This is a genomic window from Rossellomorea aquimaris (assembly GCF_020171925.1).
Taxonomy (GTDB): domain Bacteria; phylum Bacillota; class Bacilli; order Bacillales; family Bacillaceae_B; genus Rossellomorea; species Rossellomorea aquimaris_F.
This window is the reverse complement of sequence record NZ_JAIVAR010000001.1, coordinates 1,148,715-1,168,851: the sequence shown is the minus strand read 5'-3', so window position 1 is coordinate 1,168,851 and position 20,137 is coordinate 1,148,715. Positions and strand designations below refer to the sequence as shown.

The following is a 20,137-nucleotide window of genomic DNA, read 5'->3' as shown; positions in this document are numbered from 1 at the left end:
AAAAAGACAGGCCATTCTAAAGTGCCTGTCTGCCCTTACCATTAGTCAGTGAAACCAAGTACTACGAAATAACCTAATAGAAGCAAGTAACCAATATTAATCATAATTCCAGTATCCATTCAGTTATCCTCCTTACGAAATATCCTCATTAATATACTACCACATAAAGATTTTTATATCCTACAAAAAAATGAAACCTTTTTCACTTTTTAATCGTATTAAATAGTATAATAATAGAAGCAATACATAGGAAAGGACGTTATTCATGGCAATCTGGCTCAAAAAGTCGTTTTTTGTACTTATATCGATCCTTACATTCGGACTCGTTTCCCCTTCACAGGCGTTCTTGAATGAACAAGGACAAGCCCTCGCGAAAGACAGCAGCAAAGCATCATCAGTCGAACGCGCGGAAGAAGAGGTCCTGCGGGAGGAAACGGAATTATCAAAAGAAGATTTCCTGGAGAACATGATGACACAGGCGGAGGAGCAGGCGTATGTGAAGTTCGGGACGAAAATCAAGCCTGCGATCGAAGATGAATTCAGGAGTGTCATACTGCCAAAGATGCAAGATGCAATCGAGCAGACAGCGATTCAATATGAAGAAGATCTGTCGTTCCTTGTGATATCGGAAGTACCTCAATACGCGAGAACGGAGAAGATCTTTCATATTTACGATAAGAGAACGGGCAAGGACGTCATCAGATTCCATGTGAGAAAAGACCATCCGCCAAAAGAAGGCTATTATTTCAATTTCCACTACCATACGGTCCATGACGACTTTCAGACCCACCATAACCTTGGAAGCATCTATTGGGATAAAAACACACCGCCACAGTGGATGAGCGTGTCGTAATCATAACCTAGAAGAGGCTAGACAAAATTGTTTAGACAAAGTGAAACCCGAACTAATTTGTTTATTTAGAGGCAAATTAGTCCGGGTTTTTAATTTGAATATATAACTGTAAGAGTAGATTTCACCTCTGAGTAGCGGTTGATTGGAGTGCAAGACGAAGACTCCTGCGAGAGAAGTGGCCAATGTAAGATCTGTCTAGCTCCAGTGGTCTGCTCCCATTTGAAAATTAACCTTCGACTTTTGAGGCAAAAAGCGCCTCTAAAGTCGAAGAACATTTTTCAAAGGGAGCAAAACGCCCACTTCCCACTGTTCGAACACGCAGGAGCTTTGGCCCCGAGAAGGCTTACGGGCTACCTGCGGAAAGCGAAGTCTTGCACGGAAATCAATAGCGGCATTAAAAACTGGAACTGATATTGTTCCTCATTAGTTGAAGAGTTCTTCGTTATGTCCCACCCTCTACTTATCGGAAATGGAAAGAACTCTTCCTAAAAAAGGAGATTTCATTATGGTAGAATAATAGTAACTTCTCATGTACGGGGGTTACGTAATGAAACGCATACTCATCTTCCTCACCATCATCACCTCATCAATCATCATCTGGAAGCAAACACAAGCGAGCTATAGTGGTGTACCCTTAAAACATTCACCCATAAATACCGCACTCCAACTTCAGTCGGCCGGACAGCTTGAAAACATCGTGTTGCTGCCGGAGACAGAGTACGATCAAAAAGAAGCGATTGCAATCATTGAGAGACTCGATCATATCAATCCCGGCTTATTGACCGATATAGAAGACAAAGAAATAAAAGTACGATTATTTCAACAAAAATTAACCGATTTTTCGAGCACAAGCCACTTGAAAGGAGTTACCCCAAGAGGGTACACTAATAAAAGTACAACGTGGGATGAAGTACCTGGAATAGGCGGATCCAAACTTGTCCTAGTAAAGATCGGTCACAGTGAGAAGGGGAAGGGGCACAATTCCATCAACCTCGAACTGCATGAAATCGCCCATAGCATCGACCGGTATATCTTGACGGATCCTTATTCGGAGATGGCGTTCCTCTCTGTATGGAAGCGGGAGGCACCGCTGTTATTCCCTGATCAGGCGTACTTCATCGACTATCGTGAAGAATATTTTGCCGAGACATTTGCCATGTACTTCCTCGACACGGAATCTAGAAACCTATTAAAAAAGAAAGCTCCCTCAACTTACAGTTACTACCAATCGATGTTCTAGAAGGTGGACAACATTGCTAGAGAAGGACGTTAGGACATAGCCCGGTACCTTCTGCTGTTTTTATTACTCTAGCTCTGTTGAATGTTTTCCCGATCCTAGCTATTGCACAGAAATACACAGCGGTATTTAACAGAGCCGTTACACTTAAACAACCGAACGCATTAAGCTATACCAAAATGGAACAGGAGTGATCATTGTGAAACACGATGAATTTGAATACCTGGATATGTGCCGTCATGTCCTTCTGAATGGCCATGAAAAAGAGGATCGGACAGGTACTGGCACACGTTCGGTTTTCGGCTATCAAATGAGGTTCGACCTCCAAAAAGGGTTCCCACTCTTGACCACTAAGCGGGTTCCTTTCAAACTTGTGGCGAGCGAATTGCTCTGGTTCATCAAAGGAGATACAAATATCCGTTACCTACTGGAGCACAATAACAACATATGGAACGAATGGGCATTCAAGAATTGGATAGAAAGCCAGGACTATCAGGGCCCTGATATGAAGGATTTCGGCCTCAGGAGCCAGCAGGATGAAGAATTCAATGAGAAATACAAAAAGGAAATGAACGAATTCAAAGAGCGGATCCTTCAGGATGATGCATTTGCTGCGAGATACGGGGAACTAGGTCCCGTATACGGAAAGCAATGGCGTGCATGGGAAACGACACAAGGGGATACGATTGATCAGCTGAAGGACCTTATCCAACAGATTAAAGATAATCCTGACTCAAGGCGATTGATCCTGTCGAGTTGGTCACCTGAATTCGTCCCGATGATGGGGTTGCCGCCTTGTCATACCCTATTCCAGTTTTATGTGGCAGACGGTAAGTTGAGTTGCCAGCTGTACCAACGTAGCGGAGATATCTTCCTGGGAATCCCTTTCAACATTGCAAGCTATGCGTTATTGACTCACCTGATTGCTCACGAATGCGGGCTCGAAGTCGGCGATTTCGTCCATACGATCGGAGATGCCCATATCTATACAAATCACATTGAGCAAATCGAGACACAGTTAAAGCGCGAGCCAAGAAGTTTTCCTCGTTTGAACATAAAGAGTGAAGTGAATTCGGTGTTCGAAGTGGAGATGGATGATCTCGAGATCGAAGGCTATGATCCGCACCCTGCGATCAAGGCACCGGTTGCAGTATAAGCAAATGATGACGATTTAGTCGAGAGGGGAAGTGAGTGTTATGATCTCTTTTATCGTAGCGATGGACAAGAATTCTGCAATAGGAAAGAATAATGAGCTCCCATGGCATTTGCCTGCGGATTTAGCTTTCTTTAAAAAAGTCACAATGGGCAGTCCGATCGTGATGGGAAGGAAAACCCATGAATCGATCGGAAAGGCTTTACCTGGTAGAGAAAACATTGTCATCACAAGGGATAAGCAGTACGAAGCGGAAGGCTGCACCATCATCCATTCCATTGAAGAAATCACAGCAGTTGCACCAAATGTGCAGGATGAGGTGTTCGTTATCGGAGGTGCGGAGATTTTTAAAGAAGCATTTCCCCATGCGGATCGCCTATATCTTACATTGATTGAAGATGAGTTTGATGGGGACACGTTCTTCCCACCATTCAATCGTGATGAATGGGATGTAATCAGTAGGGAGAAAGGCCCGAAGGATGAGAAGAATCCTTATGACTACTATTTTATGATATTGGATCGAAAGCAATAAAGGGTACTTTTAGACCTCTCCAGCGAAAATCCAGGAGAGGTCTTTTAGCGTTTGGATTTTGAGGGGGATGTTTGATATGGAAATTTTCTTTTTAGCTATGGTCGTAAACAAAAAACAGCCCTTAGGCTGTTCTTTTGATAAATTATACTTGACAGCTTGTTGAACTGAGACAAATACTAGCCCCCGATACCAAACTATACATAGAACAAAACGCAAAAATACATGCAGCCACTGCCTGCAAGCACGAATAAATGCCAGATGGCATGGTTGTATGGGAGCTTATTCCAAACATAGAATACGGCTCCGATTGAATACAGTACCCCTCCAGCCAATAACAGCGAGAAGCCTGCACCTGTCAAACTGAAATATAGCGGTTTGACGGCAATGATGACAAGCCAACCCATCACAAGATAGAAGAGGGTCGAAACGATTTGATATCGCTGTACAAAGTAGCATTTAAACACGATGCCAACGATTGCAAGCCCCCAAACAATCCCGAAAAGGGTCCATCCAAGTGCTCCCTTTACGCTTACGAGCATAAAAGGCGTGTAGGTCCCGGCAATCAGTACATAGATTGCTGAGTGATCGAGAATGGCGAAGATATTCTTGACTTTCGATGGTTTAAAACTATGTAGCAGCGTTGAGAATAGATACAGAAGAATCATGGAAGCGCCGAATATCGTAAAGCTGACGATATGCCAAGGAGTGCCTCTTTCAATCGAGAATAAGACAAGCATGACCAAGGCCGGGATGCTTAAGATCAACCCGATGCCGTGAGTGATGGCGTTGGCGATTTCTTCTTTCCAATTTGAATAATCAAAATCATAGGTCAAGTGCACGCACCCTTTCAGTAGAACAATATGGTAATGTGTATTAATCTTATGCCTCTTTTCAGGATTCTGCAACCATTAAACATTATCCTGGTATTTTTAAAATGGATTGTTTGAATTCCAAGACATTCTTAGCATTTCCATTGTGGTGTCCACCTATCATGACAGGTGTTCTTGATGTACAATTAAAGAAAGATATTCGATTATAATGAGGTGATCCATATGTGCGGAAGATTTTCCTTGACCACTCCTCTTGAAGAATTAATACGTCAATTCATGATTGATGAATACATTGAAGATACGGCCCCGCGATATAATATCGCGCCATCACAAAAAATTTTATCACTCATTTCTCATGATGGAAAACGGAAAGCGGGGCATACGACCTGGGGACTTGTTCCTTCCTGGGCAAAGCGGGATAAGTGGAAACCGCTCATCAATGCGCGGAGTGAAACACTTCTTGAAAAACCAAGTTTTCGTTCATTGGTCCATAAAAAAAGGATGGTCATCTTTTCGGATGGATTTTATGAATGGAAACCAGGGGACTCAGGAAAGAGACCGGTCCGTTTCCAGCTTAAAAGCGAAAAGCCGTTTGTATTTGCAGCCCTCTGGGACAGGAGTGAGGATGGACTGGTGACATCGACGATCTTGACGACCGAGGCCAATGCGGTTGTAAGTCCGGTGCATAACAGGATGCCGGTCATTCTGCACGACAATGAGCAAATCGACATGTGGCTTGACCCAAAACATTCATTCGGGGAAGCATCCACGCTCCTTAAGCCATACCCTGAAACCAAGATGAAGAGCTATGGGGTATCAACACTTGTGAATTCTCCAAAGAATGATGTGAAAGAATGCATAGAACCCGCTGACTCCTGATTAACCACCGCGTGTTGGAATGAATGATGGTAAGACGTATGAGCCCAATTATCCATCATGTCCCCTCCGTTCATTTCACGAAAAAAAATTCGGATATTGCAGGATTAGACATTTTGTGCAGGTGTTTTGCTGTATAATAGAGACATAATCGGGTATAAAAGAGGATTGATACTTTGCTGACAAAAACCATTGAGTTCAAATCAAAGTATGGAAGGAAAGTCAAAATCTTAGAAGTTCCTGTATTAAAGGAAGACAGCCCGCTCTATTTCAGAGTGAATCTGAAACTGAATGCATTCATTTCGAAGATCCAGAAGGAATCTCCTCCTCGTAAATCCGTTTTCAGTTTTAGGGAATACTTGAAAAACACGATGAAATGGTCTGATTATGAACGAATTTATCACTCTGAAGAATTGAAAAATAATGCGTGATCAACGGGGCGGAGTCCAGGGTTTTTACAAACTTTGGACTCGGCTTCTTTTTAAGAGAAGTGTGGCAAAGTTTCGGTATTAATTGAAGGAAGGCACGAACAATTGTTAAAATCTATTTTAATCCTGTCTTATAAACGTTATAATACAATGGATATGGTAGAAGGATGTGGCAAAATTGAGCAAAATTAAAATCGTAACAGATTCAACAGTTGATTTAACAGATGATGAAATAAAAGAATTAGACATTCACGTAGTTCCTTTATCGATTACGATTGATGGAGAAACGTTTTTAGATAGGGTTGATTTGACTCCTTCAGCATTTCTTGACAAGATGAAAGCTTCCGATGAGCTTCCTAAAAGTTCACAGCCACCTACAGGAGCATTTCTTGAATTATATGATGAACTCGGGAAGGATGGTTCGGAAGTCGTCTCTATCCACATGACGGGTAATATGAGCGGTACTGTACGATCAGCAGAGTCCGCGGCAGAAATGTCTGAATCCCGTGTGACAGTTGTTGATTCCAGATTCATTTCCAGGGGCTTGGCATTTCAGGTGTTGGAAGCAGCCTCACTTGCAAAACAGGGGAAATCGCTTGAGGACATTCTGGCTGCGATCGAGGAGATCCGTAACAAAACGAATTTGTTCGTAGTCGTCGATACCCTTGAAAACCTTGTGAAAGGCGGGAGGATCGGGAAGGGCCGCGCCATGATCGGTTCGCTCCTCAATATAAAGCCTATCGCTTCCCTGGCTGGTGGCGAATATACGCCTGTTGCCAAGGTCCGCAGTCACTCACAGGTAGTAAAATATCTCTCCAATCAATTCGTTGAAGACGTTAAGGGAAAAACGATACGAGGGGTTGGACTGGTCCACGCTGACGGGTTGAAGCTTGCGCAAAGTTTGAAAAATAAAATCATCGAAAAAACCGGATTTGAAGATTTCGATATTGCCGAAACGACACCAATCATCAGCACCCACACAGGAATCGGTGCGATCGGGTTCATGTATTATACTGACTAATGGAAACGGCGGGGGCTTGCCCTTCGCCGTTTTTGAACATACACGGAAGGTCGTGTCCCTATGAGGATTCAATTTTCTATCTTTTTACATATACTACTATAGGCAAGTGGTTACTTCCTGCCAAAAAGGGCTCGATGAAACCAGTTTACAATTTTGTTATGTATGCTTAACAGTGGTTTTACGTATAAGTTGTCGTGATATAATAAGATTATACCGTAAGCGAGGTGAAGAATATGAAAAGAATAGCATTCTTCTTGCTTGCTTTTGTCCTTCTCTTATCCGGTTGCTCCTTGGAAGAAGCAGCCAACCATGTAACAAGGGAAGTTTCCTTGTGGGAAAAAGAAAAGCCGAATGAAGACTTTATACCTAAAAATTTGAAGATCGTGTCCATTGGTGACTCCCTCACACAGGGTGTAGGGGACAGTACGAAAAGCGGAGGATACGTCCCATTTCTCAAAGATCATTTGGAGTCACTCGAAGGGATCAATCATGCCCAGTTCCATAATTATGGCGTGAGGGGCAATCGAACAGATCAGCTTCTCAAACGATTAAAAGATGAGAACGTGAAACAATCGATTGAAAAAGCAGACATGGTCATGATCACGATTGGCGGTAACGATGTGATGAAGATTTTCAGGGAAAACCTCTCACATCTAAGGTTAGAAGTCTTTCAGGAGGAGAAAGGCTTGTATCAGTCCAGGCTCGATCAGATCTTTCAAACGATCAGATCCTACAATAAAGACGCGGGCATTGTTCTTGTAGGGCTTTATAACCCTTTCAATAGCTGGTTTTCCGATATTGATGAAGTGAACCAGATCATCACCAATTGGAACAGTGCCAGTGAAGAAGTGTTGAGCCGTTACGACAAGACCCTTTTCGTAAGAATAGATGATTTATTCATCGATACTGGCGATACGCTATTATTTGAAGACTATTTCCATCCGAATGATGAAGGATACAAGTTAATTTCAGACCGTATGTTTAAGAGTCTGTCACAAGGGGAAACAATTGCAAGACTGACAAACGAATAAACCATATTCAGTAAGAAGAGGAGAAGCCACGATGAAGAACAAGTGGAAGGTAGCTTTCTTTACCTTATTGGGTGCATTGATTTTGGGACTCGTGATCATTTTATCGATGGTTTTTGCCCCTATTAAGGATGAAGAACTGCCTGATCAAAAAGTAAAAGATAACGAGGTAGGGTTCGATATCCGGTCCAATAAAGATGACCTGAACCTCATCATTAAGCATTATATAGAAGAGGAAGGGCTTAAAGGCCCGGTCGATTATGATGTGCAGCTGAAGGATGACGTGGAGTTACATGGATCAGTCCCTGTATTCTCGACGAACATCGACGTCGAGTTAAAGTTTGAACCGAAAGCACTTGATAATGGAGACATACTTCTAAAGCAGAAGTCGATCTCTGTCGGTTCACTTAATTTGCCGGTTTCGTACGTGATGAAGGTCATCAGGGATTCATATCAGTTCCCTGACTGGGTGAAGATTCAGCCAAATGACGAATTGATCTATGTCTCATTGCAGGAAATGAAATTAAAGAGTGATATCAAAGTGAGAGCGAAGGAATTTGATTTAAAGGAAGATAACATCATGTTCCGTCTATTGGTGCCGGTGGATCGGGCTCAATAAGTACGAAAGGATGACCGCATGCGGTCATCCTTTTTTTCTATCCTTTCAGAAGCAGGACTTCAAGTTCCGGAGTCCCTTCAACCAAGCCTACAGCTACTACCGTATAAGATTGGTTAGGTTCAAGTTTGACATTGGGGATATCGAGTACCTTATCCTTCGTGCCTGCCTTTCTGGCTTCAAGATTGACTGTCATCGGAGTGAGTGTTAAATAGTCTGACGCTTCTTTATACGAAATGTCAGCAAAGACCGTGTCCCCTCCCTTGACGCCGATGTCGACCGATGGGGCATCGGGTGAAAGGTGGATGAACTTGAGCTTTGTCTCCCCCGGAGGTACAGCGGGATCATCGAGATAAGGTAGGAGCTGCAGCTTATTGGATGTCCCTGCTGCTGCCAGGGTGTAAACTTTTCCTGGTTCGATTTTCACTTTTTTACTGATCAAGGTACTGACCCCCGTACCGGCTGGATAAATGTCGATATGATATTTTCCTGCAGGAAGAGTCAGATAGTCGCTGATATCCTTGAATGCCACATCCCTTAATACCCGATTCGCGTTGATATACACATCAACGTTCGGTGCATCCGGGACAGCATGAAGCACACGTACATAAGATGGTTGACTGGCACGGTAAATGTCCATCTGTTGCTCCCTGATTGCAGCATTCATATACTTCAAATGCTTTTGATAGAAATGGATATGTTTCGAGGGGTCATTGTATTTATAATATCCTGATAACAAATCATACATGGCCGCTTTATTTAATAATTCCTGTTGTTTATTCATCACGTTCTCCCCTTTTAACGTTCTCGCCACAATAGATTATGCTTATAATGAAAAATGGTGAAAATACCTATACTGAATGAACAGGAGTTTAAGTGAAATAGCTCTATTCGCAACGTTAGTTGTTACTTGAATATCTTTGTTAAACACCGCTGTTGATTTCCGTGCAAGACTTCGATACCCACAGAAAGCGAGTACCGTACGTGGAGCGCAAATGAACCACTGCTTCCTTCTTCAAAAGCAACAAAGTTTACGGAAATAGTCAATAAAATAAAAAAATTCTTGAAATAGTCCATCATATAGGAGATAATGGAACTATCAAATTGAAAGCGGGTGATGTGTTATGAGAAAGTCTATGGGAATGTACAAACGATTAAATGAACATAATGTCTCTGCATGTCAACAAACCGCTTTATCCGGGAATTCTTTTTAGAGGTGTCAATATACCCTAAATGTAAAATCCGTTGGCGTGCAGAGCGCTGATGGATTTTTTTAATTTTAGGGAGGATTCACATTTGAATACGATAAGAAAACGCATTTTCACTAATAAAGTAGAAGAGTTAAATGACGCACAGATGAATATTAACGGATTGGGCAGGATCGTGACTGAGCAGAAAGGGGCCTATATGGTCATGACCCATGATGAGGATATCCTTTGTAAGATTTCCGGAAGACTCCACTTCGAAACGATCAACAGGGATGGGTTGCCCGCAGTGGGTGACTGGGTGAAACTCAATAAAGAAGGTCGTGTCATAGAAGGGCTGCTACAAAGGAATAGTAAGTTCTCAAGGAAGAAGGCAGGCCTTGAAGCTGAGGAACAGATCATTGCGGCAAACATCGATACCATCTTCATCCTTTCATCACTGAATGACGACCTGAATATCGGCCGATTGGAACGATACCTGTTACTGTGCTGGGAAAGTGGAGCGAACCCGGTTATCGTGCTGACGAAAGCTGACGCGTGCGAGACAGCAGAAGAGAAGAGAATAGAGGTGAAGGAAAAACTGTTCGGGGTGAACGTGATCAATATCAGCTCCGTTACTGGGGATGGGATTGATGACCTCAGACCTTTCCTCGAGCTGGGGAAAACGGTGGCATTGGTAGGCTCATCGGGTGTCGGTAAGTCGACGTTGACGAACCTTCTTATGGACTCGATCGTCCAGAAAACAAAAGAAGTCAGGGAAAGCGATGATAAAGGGAGACATACAACCACCCACAGGGAATTATTCCTTCTTGAGAATGGGGCTTCCATCATTGATACGCCTGGGATGAGGGAGATCCAGCTTTGGCAGGGGCAGGAAGGACTTTCCACGCAGTTCGGTGATATTGAAGAAATTGCGCTCGCATGCAAATTCAAGGATTGCTCACATGAAGAGGAGCCCTTATGCCGGATTCGTGAAGCCATCCAATCAGGCGAATTGGACGAAACGCGACTTCTTCAATATAAAAAGCTGCAAAGAGAGATTGCTTATACGGAGAGAAGAGGGAATAAGAGGCTTGAATCGCTGGAACGAAAGAAATGGAAAAGCATCGGAAAGCAACGGAAAATGAAATGATGGAGTGAAATCGGTCCGGCGTATGCCTGGATCGATTTTTTGCTTTCGGTTTACTTTCTTTTAATTTTTCGCCTCAATGAGTTAAAATTTCTTACAAAGGGAAAAGTTTATATATCACGAAGAAAGGTATGATGAAGATGTCGAATGAAGGTGCTTATCAAAAAGCTACTTTTGCCGGAGGATGCTTCTGGTGCATGGTGAAACCGTTTGATGAACAACCTGGCATAGAGAGTGTCATCTCGGGCTACACAGGAGGTAGTACTCCAGATCCGACTTATCGTGAAGTGTGTTCAGAGACGACAGGGCATTTTGAGGCTGTCCAGATTGAATACGATCCTGAAAAATTCCCATATGAACAATTACTGGAGGTCTATTGGCAGCAGATCGATCCCACAGATCCAGGCGGTCAGTTCTTTGATAGGGGACATTCCTATAAGACTGCAATCTTCTACCATGATGACACTCAGAAAGAACTTGCCGAGAAATCGAAGCGGGCGCTTGAACAATCGGGGAAATTCAAGAAACCGATCGTGACGCAGATCCTGCCGGCAAGTGAATTTTACCCTGCTGAAGAGTACCATCAGGATTACTATAAGAAAAATCCGGTGCATTACGACCGATATAGCCGTGGATCCGGAAGAGTGGCTTTCAAACATGAACATTGGGGTGAGGACAGTTGAAGGATAAAAAAGATTTAAAGAAAAAGCTATCGCCGATTCAATATGAAGTGACACAGAATAATGGGACGGAGCCTCCGTTCAGGAATGAATATTGGAATGAATTTGAAGATGGGATATACGTGGATATCGTTTCCGGGAAGCCACTATTCAGTTCCAAGGATAAATACGATGCAGGATGTGGGTGGCCAAGCTTCACGAAGCCGATCGATGATGAGGAAATTGAACAGAAAGAAGACCGGAGTCATTTCATGGTCAGGACCGAAGTGAGAAGCAAGTCGGGTGAATCCCATCTCGGGCATGTGTTCGATGATGGACCGGGTCCGACGAAACTGCGGTACTGCATCAATTCTGCAGCGCTCAGATTCATCCCTTATGACAAGCTTGATGAAGAAGGGTACAGTGCCTATAAAAAACTATTCTGATATCCATATCAGTTGTGAGATGTTTCACATATGTGCTAGGATATGGTGAGCATGTTTATAGAAGAGTACATATGTGTATATAGTGACCATAGGAAGGTGAAGACGTTATGTTCAAAAAATTATTCGGAAAAAAAGAAGAAGCTCCTAAAACCGTTATTGCATCTGCACCATTGACTGGTACAGTCAAGTCATTGGATGAAGTCCCTGATCCGGTATTCTCTCAAAAGATGATGGGGGATGGGATCGCCATCGAGCCTACTGATGGAAAAGTGGTTTCACCAGTGGATGGAGAGATCATGCAGCTATTCCCTACGAAGCACGCTGTCGGGATCAAAGCGAAGAATGGAGCAGAGATTTTGATCCACATCGGTCTTGAGACGGTTTCCATGAATGGTGAAGGGTTTGAAGCACATGTTGCAGAGGGGGCGAAGGTTAGTAAAGGGGATGCCCTCATCACCTTCGATCTTGAATTGGTAAAAGAAAAAGCCAAAAGTACCATTACACCCATCATTCTTACCAATGGGGACAACATGGCTGATTTAGTGAAGAAAGAGGCAGTGTCAGTCTCTGCAGGACAAGAGGAAGTTCTTGAAATCTCAGCTAAATAAATGTGAAAAAGGTGAACCATCGTCGATTTCATGACGATGGTTCACCTTTTTAGGTCTCAGCACTTAAAAAATATCATTTACGATTCTTTCTTTGAGGCCATGCCCCCGGACAAGATGAATTTCATTGCTTCCTCGGATTTGATATCGAGGATTTCGATGTCTTCCTTAGGAATCAGGAATGTCATGCCAGCTACTTGAAACGTTTGTGGGATGTAGACGGCAACATGGCCAATAAGGTCATCGTGCAGGTCATGAAGGTTTTCAGTCGTGATGAATCCAAGGCACTTCATATTCGTACCTGGCATTGTGACCAAGGCTACCTTGGAGAATGACTTTTTATCCCCGACAAACGAGTGGATCGTATCTTTGATGACCGAATAGATGGTTTTGACGAAAGGGATTTTATTGAGCACAATATCCACGAGGCTGATGATCGCACCGGTGATGAATTTAGTCGATAACCAACCTAGCAAGGTCAACAGGATGATGGTTGCGAGAAGGCCGATACCAGGGACATAATTTTCGTCCAAGTATGGCTTCATGATGTTTCCAAGCAGGCTATCGAGAAAAACGAACATCTTATATACGACATATATGACTAACGCAATCGGGACGATTGTTAAGATCCCATTCAATAACGATTTTATAAACCACTTCATTTCATAAGCTCCTCTTCATATGCAATTTCTTATAAGTTAATCTTAGTATAGTAAAAAGATGTAGAGGTGAAAAGTTTTCTTTGTGGGCAAAATGGGCAAATGCACAAACAGTGGCCGGGCACTTTACATACAATTACATTGTAAATAAAAAATGAGGAGAGATATGTATGTATAAAGGTGCTGTAGAATCTGCTCAAACTCCAATGTATCCAGGATACGGATACCCAGTTGCCGGAGTAGGTTGCGGAAATAGTTTCGCTTTGATTGTTGTATTGTTCATTTTGTTAATCATCATCGGTGCAGTTTGTTACTGCGGAAGATAATTGGATAAATGAAAATGACTTGAGGTGCTGATATTTAGGTGCCTCTGATTGTTTAAAAGAAAAGTTTCAGTTGAAGATGAAAAGTAACAGTTCTAGATGAGCATTTGGTTCATGTCGCAAGAATAACAAAAAACGCCGGGGCAATTTCATTTGCCCCGGCGTTTTTTGTTATTCTTTCAGCTTTGCTGAAAGGCGAGTGAAACGTTCGATTCACTCGAATGCACCAAAAGGTTACTACATAGTAAACGGCTTATATCTTGAAGCTGGATACGAGTTCCTTTAGTTTTTCTGCTTGTTGAGATAGTTCAGAAGCGCTTGCGGTCACTTCTTGCATGGCAGCGGATCCTTGTTCGGATGCTGCTGCGGTTGTTTCGGTGTTGGCTGCAGTGGCCGCTGCGATTTCGTTCACTTGTGCAAAGGAAGTGGATACTTCCTGGCTTAGGTCTAGAGTGGCTTGGATATGATCGACCATTTCATTCACAACGACGGTCGTTTTGTTGGTCTGGTTCAGTATGTCCTCTAGTGAAGCATTCGTCTCATTGGTGATTTCAACACCAGCAATGACTTCCTTCACACCTTCTGAATTCTGTTTGATGATGACGTTGACCTCTTCCTGGATGCTATGCACGATTTCCGTCACACCTTTTGCAGCCTTTTGAGACTGCTCGGCAAGCTTTCTGACTTCATCTGCCACAACGGCAAAGCCGCGTCCGTGTTCACCTGCCCGTGCCGCCTCGATGGCAGCATTCAGAGCCAATAGGTTTGTTTGCTCTGCAATATCGGTGATGGTTCCAATGATGGTCGTGATTTGGGCAGAACGTTTTCCGAGAGCTTCGACGGTTTCACTTGTGGTGGCCATGGTCTCTTCAATGTTCATCATCTTTGAGGAAGAAGCTTGAACGGACTTACCGCCTTTCTCTGCGACCTTTCTCATATCATTGGCTGTCTGCTTCACCAAATCAGCTTGTTCGAAAAGAAATCGTGCGGCCTCTTCCAGGCTGTTCATCTTTTCGAATGAAGTCGACATCTTCATCGTTGTCTGATCAGTGCCGGCAGCAATTTCACTTGAAGTCTCTGCAATCGAGTTAATGGTCCTTGATGTCTCCTCGGCGGAGGCAAGCAATTGTTGTGAGCTTGCAGATACATTTTCCGCCATCTCGGACACTTGCCTTACAAGGACTGCGATTCCTTCGATAAGTTGGTTCGTATCAGAGGCAAGTCCCGCTAATTCGTCTTTGGACTTTACCCGGATCCGTTTGGTCAGATCTCCACCTGCACTGGCGATCTCGAGGATCGAGCGGCTGATTTTTCCGACATTGGTTTTGATATTATTCGAAAGGATGAACCCGAAGAATACCGCCAATAACACCGAAAACGCAGATAATCCGATTGTCACCATCTTAGAAAGGATGACTTGTTGATGCAGTGAATCAATCCTTTCTTCCAGGTCTTTTTGCTGGTCGACGACAATCATATCAACATAGGAGCGGATTCCATCAAGGTATTTTTTTCCGGTTCCCGATTCAACGAGCGTAGCGGCTTTCTCGAGCCCGCTATCTTTCCTCGTTTCGATGACCCGGTCGACGAATTGAATCCAAAATCCATATTGCTTATTGATTTTGTCCAGCTTATCAAGCTGTTCCTGGTCATCTTTCAATAATGCTTCAAGATCTTTAAAGTGGTTTTCGATCTGGTTCTTCCCATTCCCATATGGTGCAAGGAACCCTGTAGCACCGGTGATCACAAACCCTTGCTCCCCGATTTCAATGTCGTTCAGTACCTTGGAAAGATCTTTGACCTTCGTATCGACTTGCATATCGTAATCTATCAAGGTATCAATCTCGCTTTCCAATTTCATCATATTGAAATAGGAAGTTGAGGCGAGAATCAATAAGACAATGGTCAGTAACCCGAAAGAAAGGACCACTTTACCTCGGATGGTCCTGAAATATGTAAATGGTCCGCCACTTTTTATCTTTTTTGCACCGTTTGTCTTTTTCTTCTTTTTTTCCTTAGGCTTTTTGACTGATGATTTAATCGTTTTCTTGAACACTGCATCCCCCTCCTGGACGTGTAAAAAGTAGCATCTAAGGATGAACTTACCATTATTTTAACCATATTATCCTGATTAATCTAGTCTATTTAGCTACTTTGTGTCGAATTTTTGAGAATTTTATCAAAGTTTCAAAAAAGCGTATAAAATATTCATATTTAATGTTATTGTTCGCTTTTATGGAGACGAAGCAGGTGCGTTTTCTGGTTAAGATGCATGAACACAATGGATGGGGTGGTTAGTGGAAGAAGGTCACCTTTTGTCTATGAGAAAGACGAACGTTGTGAATTATAAATAAAACGTTTTAGCGCGAATATGAATGGGTCTTTAGAACCATATGGTGAGTGGTGATTCCATACCCCTGAAATTGGCATTTTTTCGAAAAGCGAAGAAAGATTCCTATTTCTGAACATATGCATGTAAGTAAGGGATCTTCAAGATAGATTTTGATTCTTCAGGAGGGAGAATATGCCTCATTCACATTTGATTAAACCCTTGATCGGCGATCATTATCCGATGATCGATTATGGCAAGGGTGTTTATTTGTATGATACGACTGGGAAGGAATATCTTGACGCTTGTTCCGGTGCCGTGACGGCTAATTTGGGACATGGTATGGAGGAAATCATTCAATCGATTGTGGAACAGGGGAGCAAGGTGGCATTCGTGTATCGTTCTCAATTCAGTAATCAGCCTGCCGAGGAACTCGCTGAATATCTTTATAAAAAAACGGGATATCCTTGGAGTTTCTTCGTCAACAGTGGTTCCGAGGCGGTTGAGACGGCAATTAAAATCGCACTGCAACATTGGCAGGAAAAGGGGAAGCCAAAGAAGCGGAGGATCTTGTCCAGGTGGTTAAGTTACCATGGCATAACGTTCGGTGCACTGTCCGCTTCGGGGCACCCGCATAGGAGGGAACGGTTCGATTCAATGATCGGGGATTGGCCGACAGTTGAGCCCCCGTATTGTTCTAACTGTCCTTTCGGTAAATCATATCCTTCCTGCGATCTTGCATGTGCGAATCAGCTGGATACCATGATCGAGAGGATCGGGGGAGAGAATATCGCAGCCTTTATTGCAGAACCAATCATAGGTGCAGCAGGCGGTGCGATCACTCCACCAGGCGATTATTATTCCAGGATCAAAGAGATCTGTGAACGGCATGAAATTTTATTCATTTCGGATGAAGTAATGACTGGATGTGGGAGGACCGGGACGTTCCTGGCACTTGAGCAATGGGGCGTGCAAGCGGATATCACGGCAGTCGGGAAAGGGTTGAGCGCAGGTTACGCCCCCATTGCAGCCACCCTTATTTCCGACCGTATCATGGAGCCCATTCTTGAAGGGACAAGAGTCATCATGAGCGGACACACATACAGTGGGAATCCTCTATCTTCATCTGCGGCACTCGCTGTACTGAAGCTGATTGATTCAGAGAACATCATCGATGGAGTGGAGGGGAAAGGCACTTATCTGAGGAATCTATTAAATAAATTAAAAAATGAGTTTTCCTTCATCCTTGAAATCAGGGGAAAAGGTCTCTTATTGGGAATGGAATTCAGTACCTTTGGAAGTGCGAATGGAAGCGCGGTTACATCTTCGATTGTGAATGCAGGAGTCGAGAACGGGGTGCTTCTTTACCCGGCTTCTGCAGGGATTGACGGAAGAAGGGGGGCAGCCATCATCATATCGCCTCCCCTCAATTGTTCGAAACGGGAGCTTGAAGAAATTTATAAAAGATTGCGTGCCACTTTTCAATCAGTGGAGAAGCAGTGGAAGGGGGACGGTGAATGTCTGGACAGCTGAACAAAGTATGCAGCTATGAACAGATCGAGTCGTTTTTCTTTCATGATATGACCCTGATGTTTGGGGGATTCGGGGGAGTTGGTTCCCCGCCGACGATTATTAAATGCATTCTTGATTGGGGAATAAAGGACATTACGATCATTGGAAATGACACAGGATTCCCACATATCGGCATTGGTCAGTTGATTGCAGCTGACAGGGTCAAGAAAGTGATTGCCTCTCACATCGGGTCCAATCCAATTGCCGGAAGGTTGATGAGTGAAGGGGAGCTTGATGTGGAGTTTTCACCACAGGGGATATTGGCGGAAAGAATCAGAGCAGGGGGAGTCGGACTGAAAGGGATCGTGACAGAAATCGGCCATGATGATCCGTATTTAAACAAAGGAAAGAAAAAGCTAGAAATAGACGGTGTTTCCTATTTGTTCGAGTCTGCCTTGACCGCACGGGTGGGCATTATCTATGCAAAGAAATCTGATCCATTCGGTAATCTTGTATATGACAAGAGTGCAAGGAACACGAACCCTCTGGTTGCCATGGCATCGGATATCACCATCGTGGAGGCGGAGGAAATCGTCGAAAGTGGAGAGCTCGATCCCGAAGAGGTCGTGACTTCTGGTGTATTTGTCGATCATATTGTGCCTTCTAAAGGAGTCGACTGGAAATGGATATGGGAATAAAGAACAAGTTGGCAAAGAGGGCCGCAAAGGAGGTGAAGGAAGGGATGGTCGTCAATCTCGGTATCGGCATCCCTTCGCTCGTCCCTAATCACCTTCCTTCAGGGTTTGGAGTGACCTTTCACTCGGAAAACGGAATCGTTGGGATAGGACCTGCACCCGTAAAGGGTACAGAAGACGAAAACCTCTGCAACGCAGGGGGCTTTCCTGTTTCTTTGGTGAAAGGGGGCAGCTACACGGACAGCGCGGCCGCTTTTGCGATGATCAGGAGGGGGAAAATCGACCTTACCATTCTTGGGTCACTTGAAGTGAGTGAGAAGGGAGATTTGGCCAATTGGATCATCCCCGGTAAGAAGGTGCCGGGGATGGGCGGTGCGACCGAGCTTGCTTCGAGGGCGAGAAGGGTGATCGTATTGATGACTCACTTGGATAAACATCAAAAGAGCAAATTAGTCAAAGAGTGTTCGCTTCCTTTGACGGCAAGACAATGCGTCTCCATGGTTATCACCGATCGTGGCGTATTCACCATCGATCATGGTCGTTTGACGTTAATTGAACTATTTCGACCTTATACGTTGGAAGAAATCAAAGATTCTACAGAAGCTGATTTTACGGTAAGCCCGGGGCTGCAATTCATTGAATGAATCATTCGGGATGGGAGGGATCGTGTTGAATGAAGTCCATCGTCTCATCAAAGAAAAGATAGAGGAAAAAAAGAAAGGTACAGTCGAACTTCTTCAAAAGCTTGTCCAGGAAGACAGTGTCAGAGGGAATGAATATAAGGCCCAGGCGGTCATTATTGAGAAGTGCAGGGAATTGGGGATGGAGTTAGATATATGGGAAGTAAAAGAGGAAGAGGTAATTGATCATCCTTTATTTAGGTGTGACCGGAAGAGTTTCAAGGGAAATCCCAACCTTGTCGCAATCAGGAAGGGATCTGGCGAGGGCAGGAGCCTTATTTTGAATGGTCATATCGACGTTGTTCCAGAAGGCGATAAAGCCGATTGGAAGTATGATCCCTATAGTGGGAAAGTCGAGGGTGGAAAGCTCTATGGGAGAGGTTCGACAGACATGAAGGGAGGGACCTCGGCCTTGCTTCTGGCGATCGAAGTGATCAATGATCTGGACATTCCGCTTAAAGGGGACATCATCTTTCAAAGTGTAATCGAAGAAGAAAGTGGTGGAACAGGGACCCTGGCTGCTTTAGCAAGGGGCTATAAAGCCGATGGCGCCATCATTCCAGAACCTACAAATATGAAGATCTTCCCGAAACAACAGGGATCCATGTGGTTCCGGGTTGTTGTGAAAGGGAAAGCGGCACACGGGGGAACAAGATATGAAGGTGTCAATGCGATTGATCATGCGTATACGGTCATCTCGGCCCTGAAAGATCTGGAGGTGGAACGAAATAAACAGATCGATGACCCCCTTTATAAAAACGTCCCCATCCCGCTTCCCATCAATATCGGAAAAATAGAGAGTGGTAAATGGCCCTCATCCGTTCCAGATTTGGCGATGATCGAAGGAAGGGTAGGTGTTGCTCCCTGGGAAACGATGGATAAAGTGGAAAGGGAGGTTGAGCAGTGTCTCACAGCTTTGTCTAAGGTGGATGGGTGGTTTGAGAATCATCCTGTTGAAATTGAATGGTTTGGGGGGCGCTGGCAACCGAGTGACCTGGAGTTAGATCACCCGATTATGGATGGATTGAAAACGTCTTTCGAAAGAGTGATGGAACACCCACCCGTCATTGAAGCTTCTCCATGGGGTACCGATGGCGGCATCCTGTCTAAAGGGGGAGGCATCCCGGTCGTCGTTTTCGGACCTGGGACGACTGAAGTTGCTCATGATAGCAATGAATACATTGAACTTGATCGAGTATTCCAGGCTGCAGAAATACTGTCACTATTTATCATTGATTGGAGTAATGATGGCGCATGATGGTTAGCATTAATGGACCATCGTCCTTCAAAGGTTTGTTTCATAACGTCCATCGGCCAATCA

At 43.9% G+C, this 20,137-nt stretch carries 22 protein-coding genes; 18 read left to right on the top strand and 4 right to left on the bottom strand.

All coding sequences use genetic code 11. The annotated features are described in order from the left end of the window. Positions 1–265 precede the first annotated feature (265 nt). The 4 genes from LCM10_RS06095 (at position 266) to LCM10_RS06080 (ending at position 3,775) form a co-directional block, all read left to right on the top strand. Positions 266–853, top strand: coding sequence for a YpjP family protein (locus LCM10_RS06095; RefSeq protein WP_224875266.1), 588 nt, complete (start codon positions 266–268; stop codon positions 851–853). Positions 854–1,400: 547 nt separating this feature from the next. After that, entirely contained in the window at positions 1,401–2,093 is a 693-nt protein-coding gene (locus LCM10_RS06090) for an anthrax toxin lethal factor-related metalloendopeptidase (RefSeq protein ID WP_224875265.1), read from the top strand. Positions 2,094–2,289: 196 nt separating this feature from the next. Further along, positions 2,290–3,246 (top strand): thymidylate synthase, encoded by a 957-nt coding sequence (locus tag LCM10_RS06085; protein WP_224875264.1) that lies wholly within the window; start codon positions 2,290–2,292, stop codon positions 3,244–3,246. A 40-nt stretch (positions 3,247–3,286) separates the two neighbouring features. After that, positions 3,287–3,775, top strand: coding sequence for a dihydrofolate reductase (locus LCM10_RS06080; protein ID WP_224875263.1), 489 nt, complete (start codon positions 3,287–3,289; stop codon positions 3,773–3,775). A gap of 194 nt (positions 3,776–3,969) precedes the next feature. Here LCM10_RS06080 and trhA read toward each other — a convergent pair whose 3' ends face one another. Then, positions 3,970–4,608 (bottom strand): PAQR family membrane homeostasis protein TrhA, encoded by a 639-nt coding sequence (trhA, locus tag LCM10_RS06075; RefSeq protein WP_224875262.1) that lies wholly within the window; start codon positions 4,606–4,608, stop codon positions 3,970–3,972. A 219-nt stretch (positions 4,609–4,827) separates the two neighbouring features. Here trhA and LCM10_RS06070 point away from each other — a divergent pair, with 219 nt between their 5' ends. The 5 genes from LCM10_RS06070 to LCM10_RS06050 all read left to right on the top strand — a co-directional run bounded on the left by LCM10_RS06070 (position 4,828) and on the right by LCM10_RS06050 (position 8,577). Then, positions 4,828–5,484 carry an SOS response-associated peptidase gene (locus LCM10_RS06070; protein WP_224875261.1) on the top strand — a complete coding sequence of 219 codons (657 nt, stop codon included), beginning with the start codon at positions 4,828–4,830 and terminating at the stop codon, positions 5,482–5,484. A 173-nt stretch (positions 5,485–5,657) separates the two neighbouring features. Further along, positions 5,658–5,912 carry a DUF2535 family protein gene (locus LCM10_RS06065; protein ID WP_224875260.1) on the top strand — a complete coding sequence of 85 codons (255 nt, stop codon included), beginning with the start codon at positions 5,658–5,660 and terminating at the stop codon, positions 5,910–5,912. Positions 5,913–6,087: 175 nt separating this feature from the next. Next, the gene (locus LCM10_RS06060) at positions 6,088–6,930 is read left to right on the top strand and encodes a DegV family protein (protein WP_224875259.1); all 843 of its coding nucleotides are present in this window, start codon (positions 6,088–6,090) and stop codon (positions 6,928–6,930) included. 233 nt (positions 6,931–7,163) lie between these two features. Further along, a complete protein-coding gene (locus LCM10_RS06055) occupies positions 7,164–7,961 on the top strand; it encodes an SGNH/GDSL hydrolase family protein (RefSeq protein ID WP_224875258.1) in 798 nt (265 codons plus the stop codon). Positions 7,962–7,992: 31 nt separating this feature from the next. Then, entirely contained in the window at positions 7,993–8,577 is a 585-nt protein-coding gene (locus tag LCM10_RS06050) for a YpmS family protein (RefSeq protein WP_224875257.1), read from the top strand. A 37-nt stretch (positions 8,578–8,614) separates the two neighbouring features. Here LCM10_RS06050 and LCM10_RS06045 read toward each other — a convergent pair whose 3' ends face one another. Continuing rightward, positions 8,615–9,358 (bottom strand): DUF4397 domain-containing protein, encoded by a 744-nt coding sequence (locus LCM10_RS06045; RefSeq protein ID WP_224875256.1) that lies wholly within the window; start codon positions 9,356–9,358, stop codon positions 8,615–8,617. Positions 9,359–9,870: 512 nt separating this feature from the next. Here LCM10_RS06045 and rsgA point away from each other — a divergent pair. From rsgA to LCM10_RS06025, 4 genes are all read left to right on the top strand, one after another. Continuing rightward, positions 9,871–10,911 carry a ribosome small subunit-dependent GTPase A gene (gene rsgA / locus LCM10_RS06040; RefSeq protein WP_224875255.1) on the top strand — a complete coding sequence of 347 codons (1,041 nt, stop codon included), beginning with the start codon at positions 9,871–9,873 and terminating at the stop codon, positions 10,909–10,911. Between the two features lie 137 nt (positions 10,912–11,048). Then, a complete protein-coding gene (msrA, locus tag LCM10_RS06035; protein WP_224875624.1) occupies positions 11,049–11,591 on the top strand; it encodes a peptide-methionine (S)-S-oxide reductase MsrA in 543 nt (180 codons plus the stop codon). After that, positions 11,588–12,013, top strand: a complete 426-nt coding sequence (gene msrB, locus LCM10_RS06030) for a peptide-methionine (R)-S-oxide reductase MsrB (RefSeq protein WP_224875254.1) — start codon at positions 11,588–11,590, stop codon at positions 12,011–12,013. Before msrA ends, msrB begins: the two co-directional genes overlap by 4 nt. Before the next feature lie 107 nt (positions 12,014–12,120). Continuing rightward, a complete protein-coding gene (locus LCM10_RS06025) occupies positions 12,121–12,621 on the top strand; it encodes a PTS glucose transporter subunit IIA (protein ID WP_224875253.1) in 501 nt (166 codons plus the stop codon). A gap of 77 nt (positions 12,622–12,698) precedes the next feature. Here LCM10_RS06025 and LCM10_RS06020 read toward each other — a convergent pair whose 3' ends face one another. After that, complete coding sequence (locus LCM10_RS06020) at positions 12,699–13,280, bottom strand: DUF502 domain-containing protein (protein ID WP_224875252.1); 582 nt, start codon at positions 13,278–13,280, stop codon at positions 12,699–12,701. Between the two features lie 167 nt (positions 13,281–13,447). Between LCM10_RS06020 and LCM10_RS06015 the strand changes: the two genes are divergently transcribed. Beyond that, complete coding sequence (locus tag LCM10_RS06015) at positions 13,448–13,603, top strand: YjcZ family sporulation protein (RefSeq protein WP_412103365.1); 156 nt, start codon at positions 13,448–13,450, stop codon at positions 13,601–13,603. A gap of 250 nt (positions 13,604–13,853) precedes the next feature. Here the strand turns inward: LCM10_RS06015 and LCM10_RS20760 are convergent, their stop codons facing one another. After that, on the bottom strand, positions 13,854–15,656 hold the full coding sequence (locus LCM10_RS20760; protein WP_224875251.1) for a methyl-accepting chemotaxis protein: 1,803 nt from the start codon (positions 15,654–15,656) through the stop codon (positions 13,854–13,856). Positions 15,657–16,124: 468 nt separating this feature from the next. Here LCM10_RS20760 and LCM10_RS06005 point away from each other — a divergent pair, with 468 nt between their 5' ends. The 4 genes from LCM10_RS06005 to LCM10_RS05990 are packed head-to-tail and all read left to right on the top strand — an operon-like array spanning position 16,125 to position 20,074. Beyond that, complete coding sequence (locus LCM10_RS06005) at positions 16,125–17,462, top strand: aspartate aminotransferase family protein (RefSeq protein WP_224875250.1); 1,338 nt, start codon at positions 16,125–16,127, stop codon at positions 17,460–17,462. After that, positions 17,447–18,139: a 3-oxoacid CoA-transferase subunit A gene (locus tag LCM10_RS06000; protein WP_224875249.1), complete on the top strand. Its 693-nt coding sequence runs from the start codon at positions 17,447–17,449 to the stop codon at positions 18,137–18,139. The genes LCM10_RS06005 and LCM10_RS06000 overlap by 16 nt, the downstream gene beginning before the upstream one ends. Continuing rightward, positions 18,118–18,780 (top strand): 3-oxoacid CoA-transferase subunit B, encoded by a 663-nt coding sequence (locus tag LCM10_RS05995; RefSeq protein WP_224875620.1) that lies wholly within the window; start codon positions 18,118–18,120, stop codon positions 18,778–18,780. The genes LCM10_RS06000 and LCM10_RS05995 overlap by 22 nt, the downstream gene beginning before the upstream one ends. 25 nt (positions 18,781–18,805) lie before the next feature. Continuing rightward, positions 18,806–20,074: a peptidase gene (locus LCM10_RS05990; protein ID WP_224875248.1), complete on the top strand. Its 1,269-nt coding sequence runs from the start codon at positions 18,806–18,808 to the stop codon at positions 20,072–20,074. Positions 20,075–20,137 lie beyond the last annotated feature (63 nt).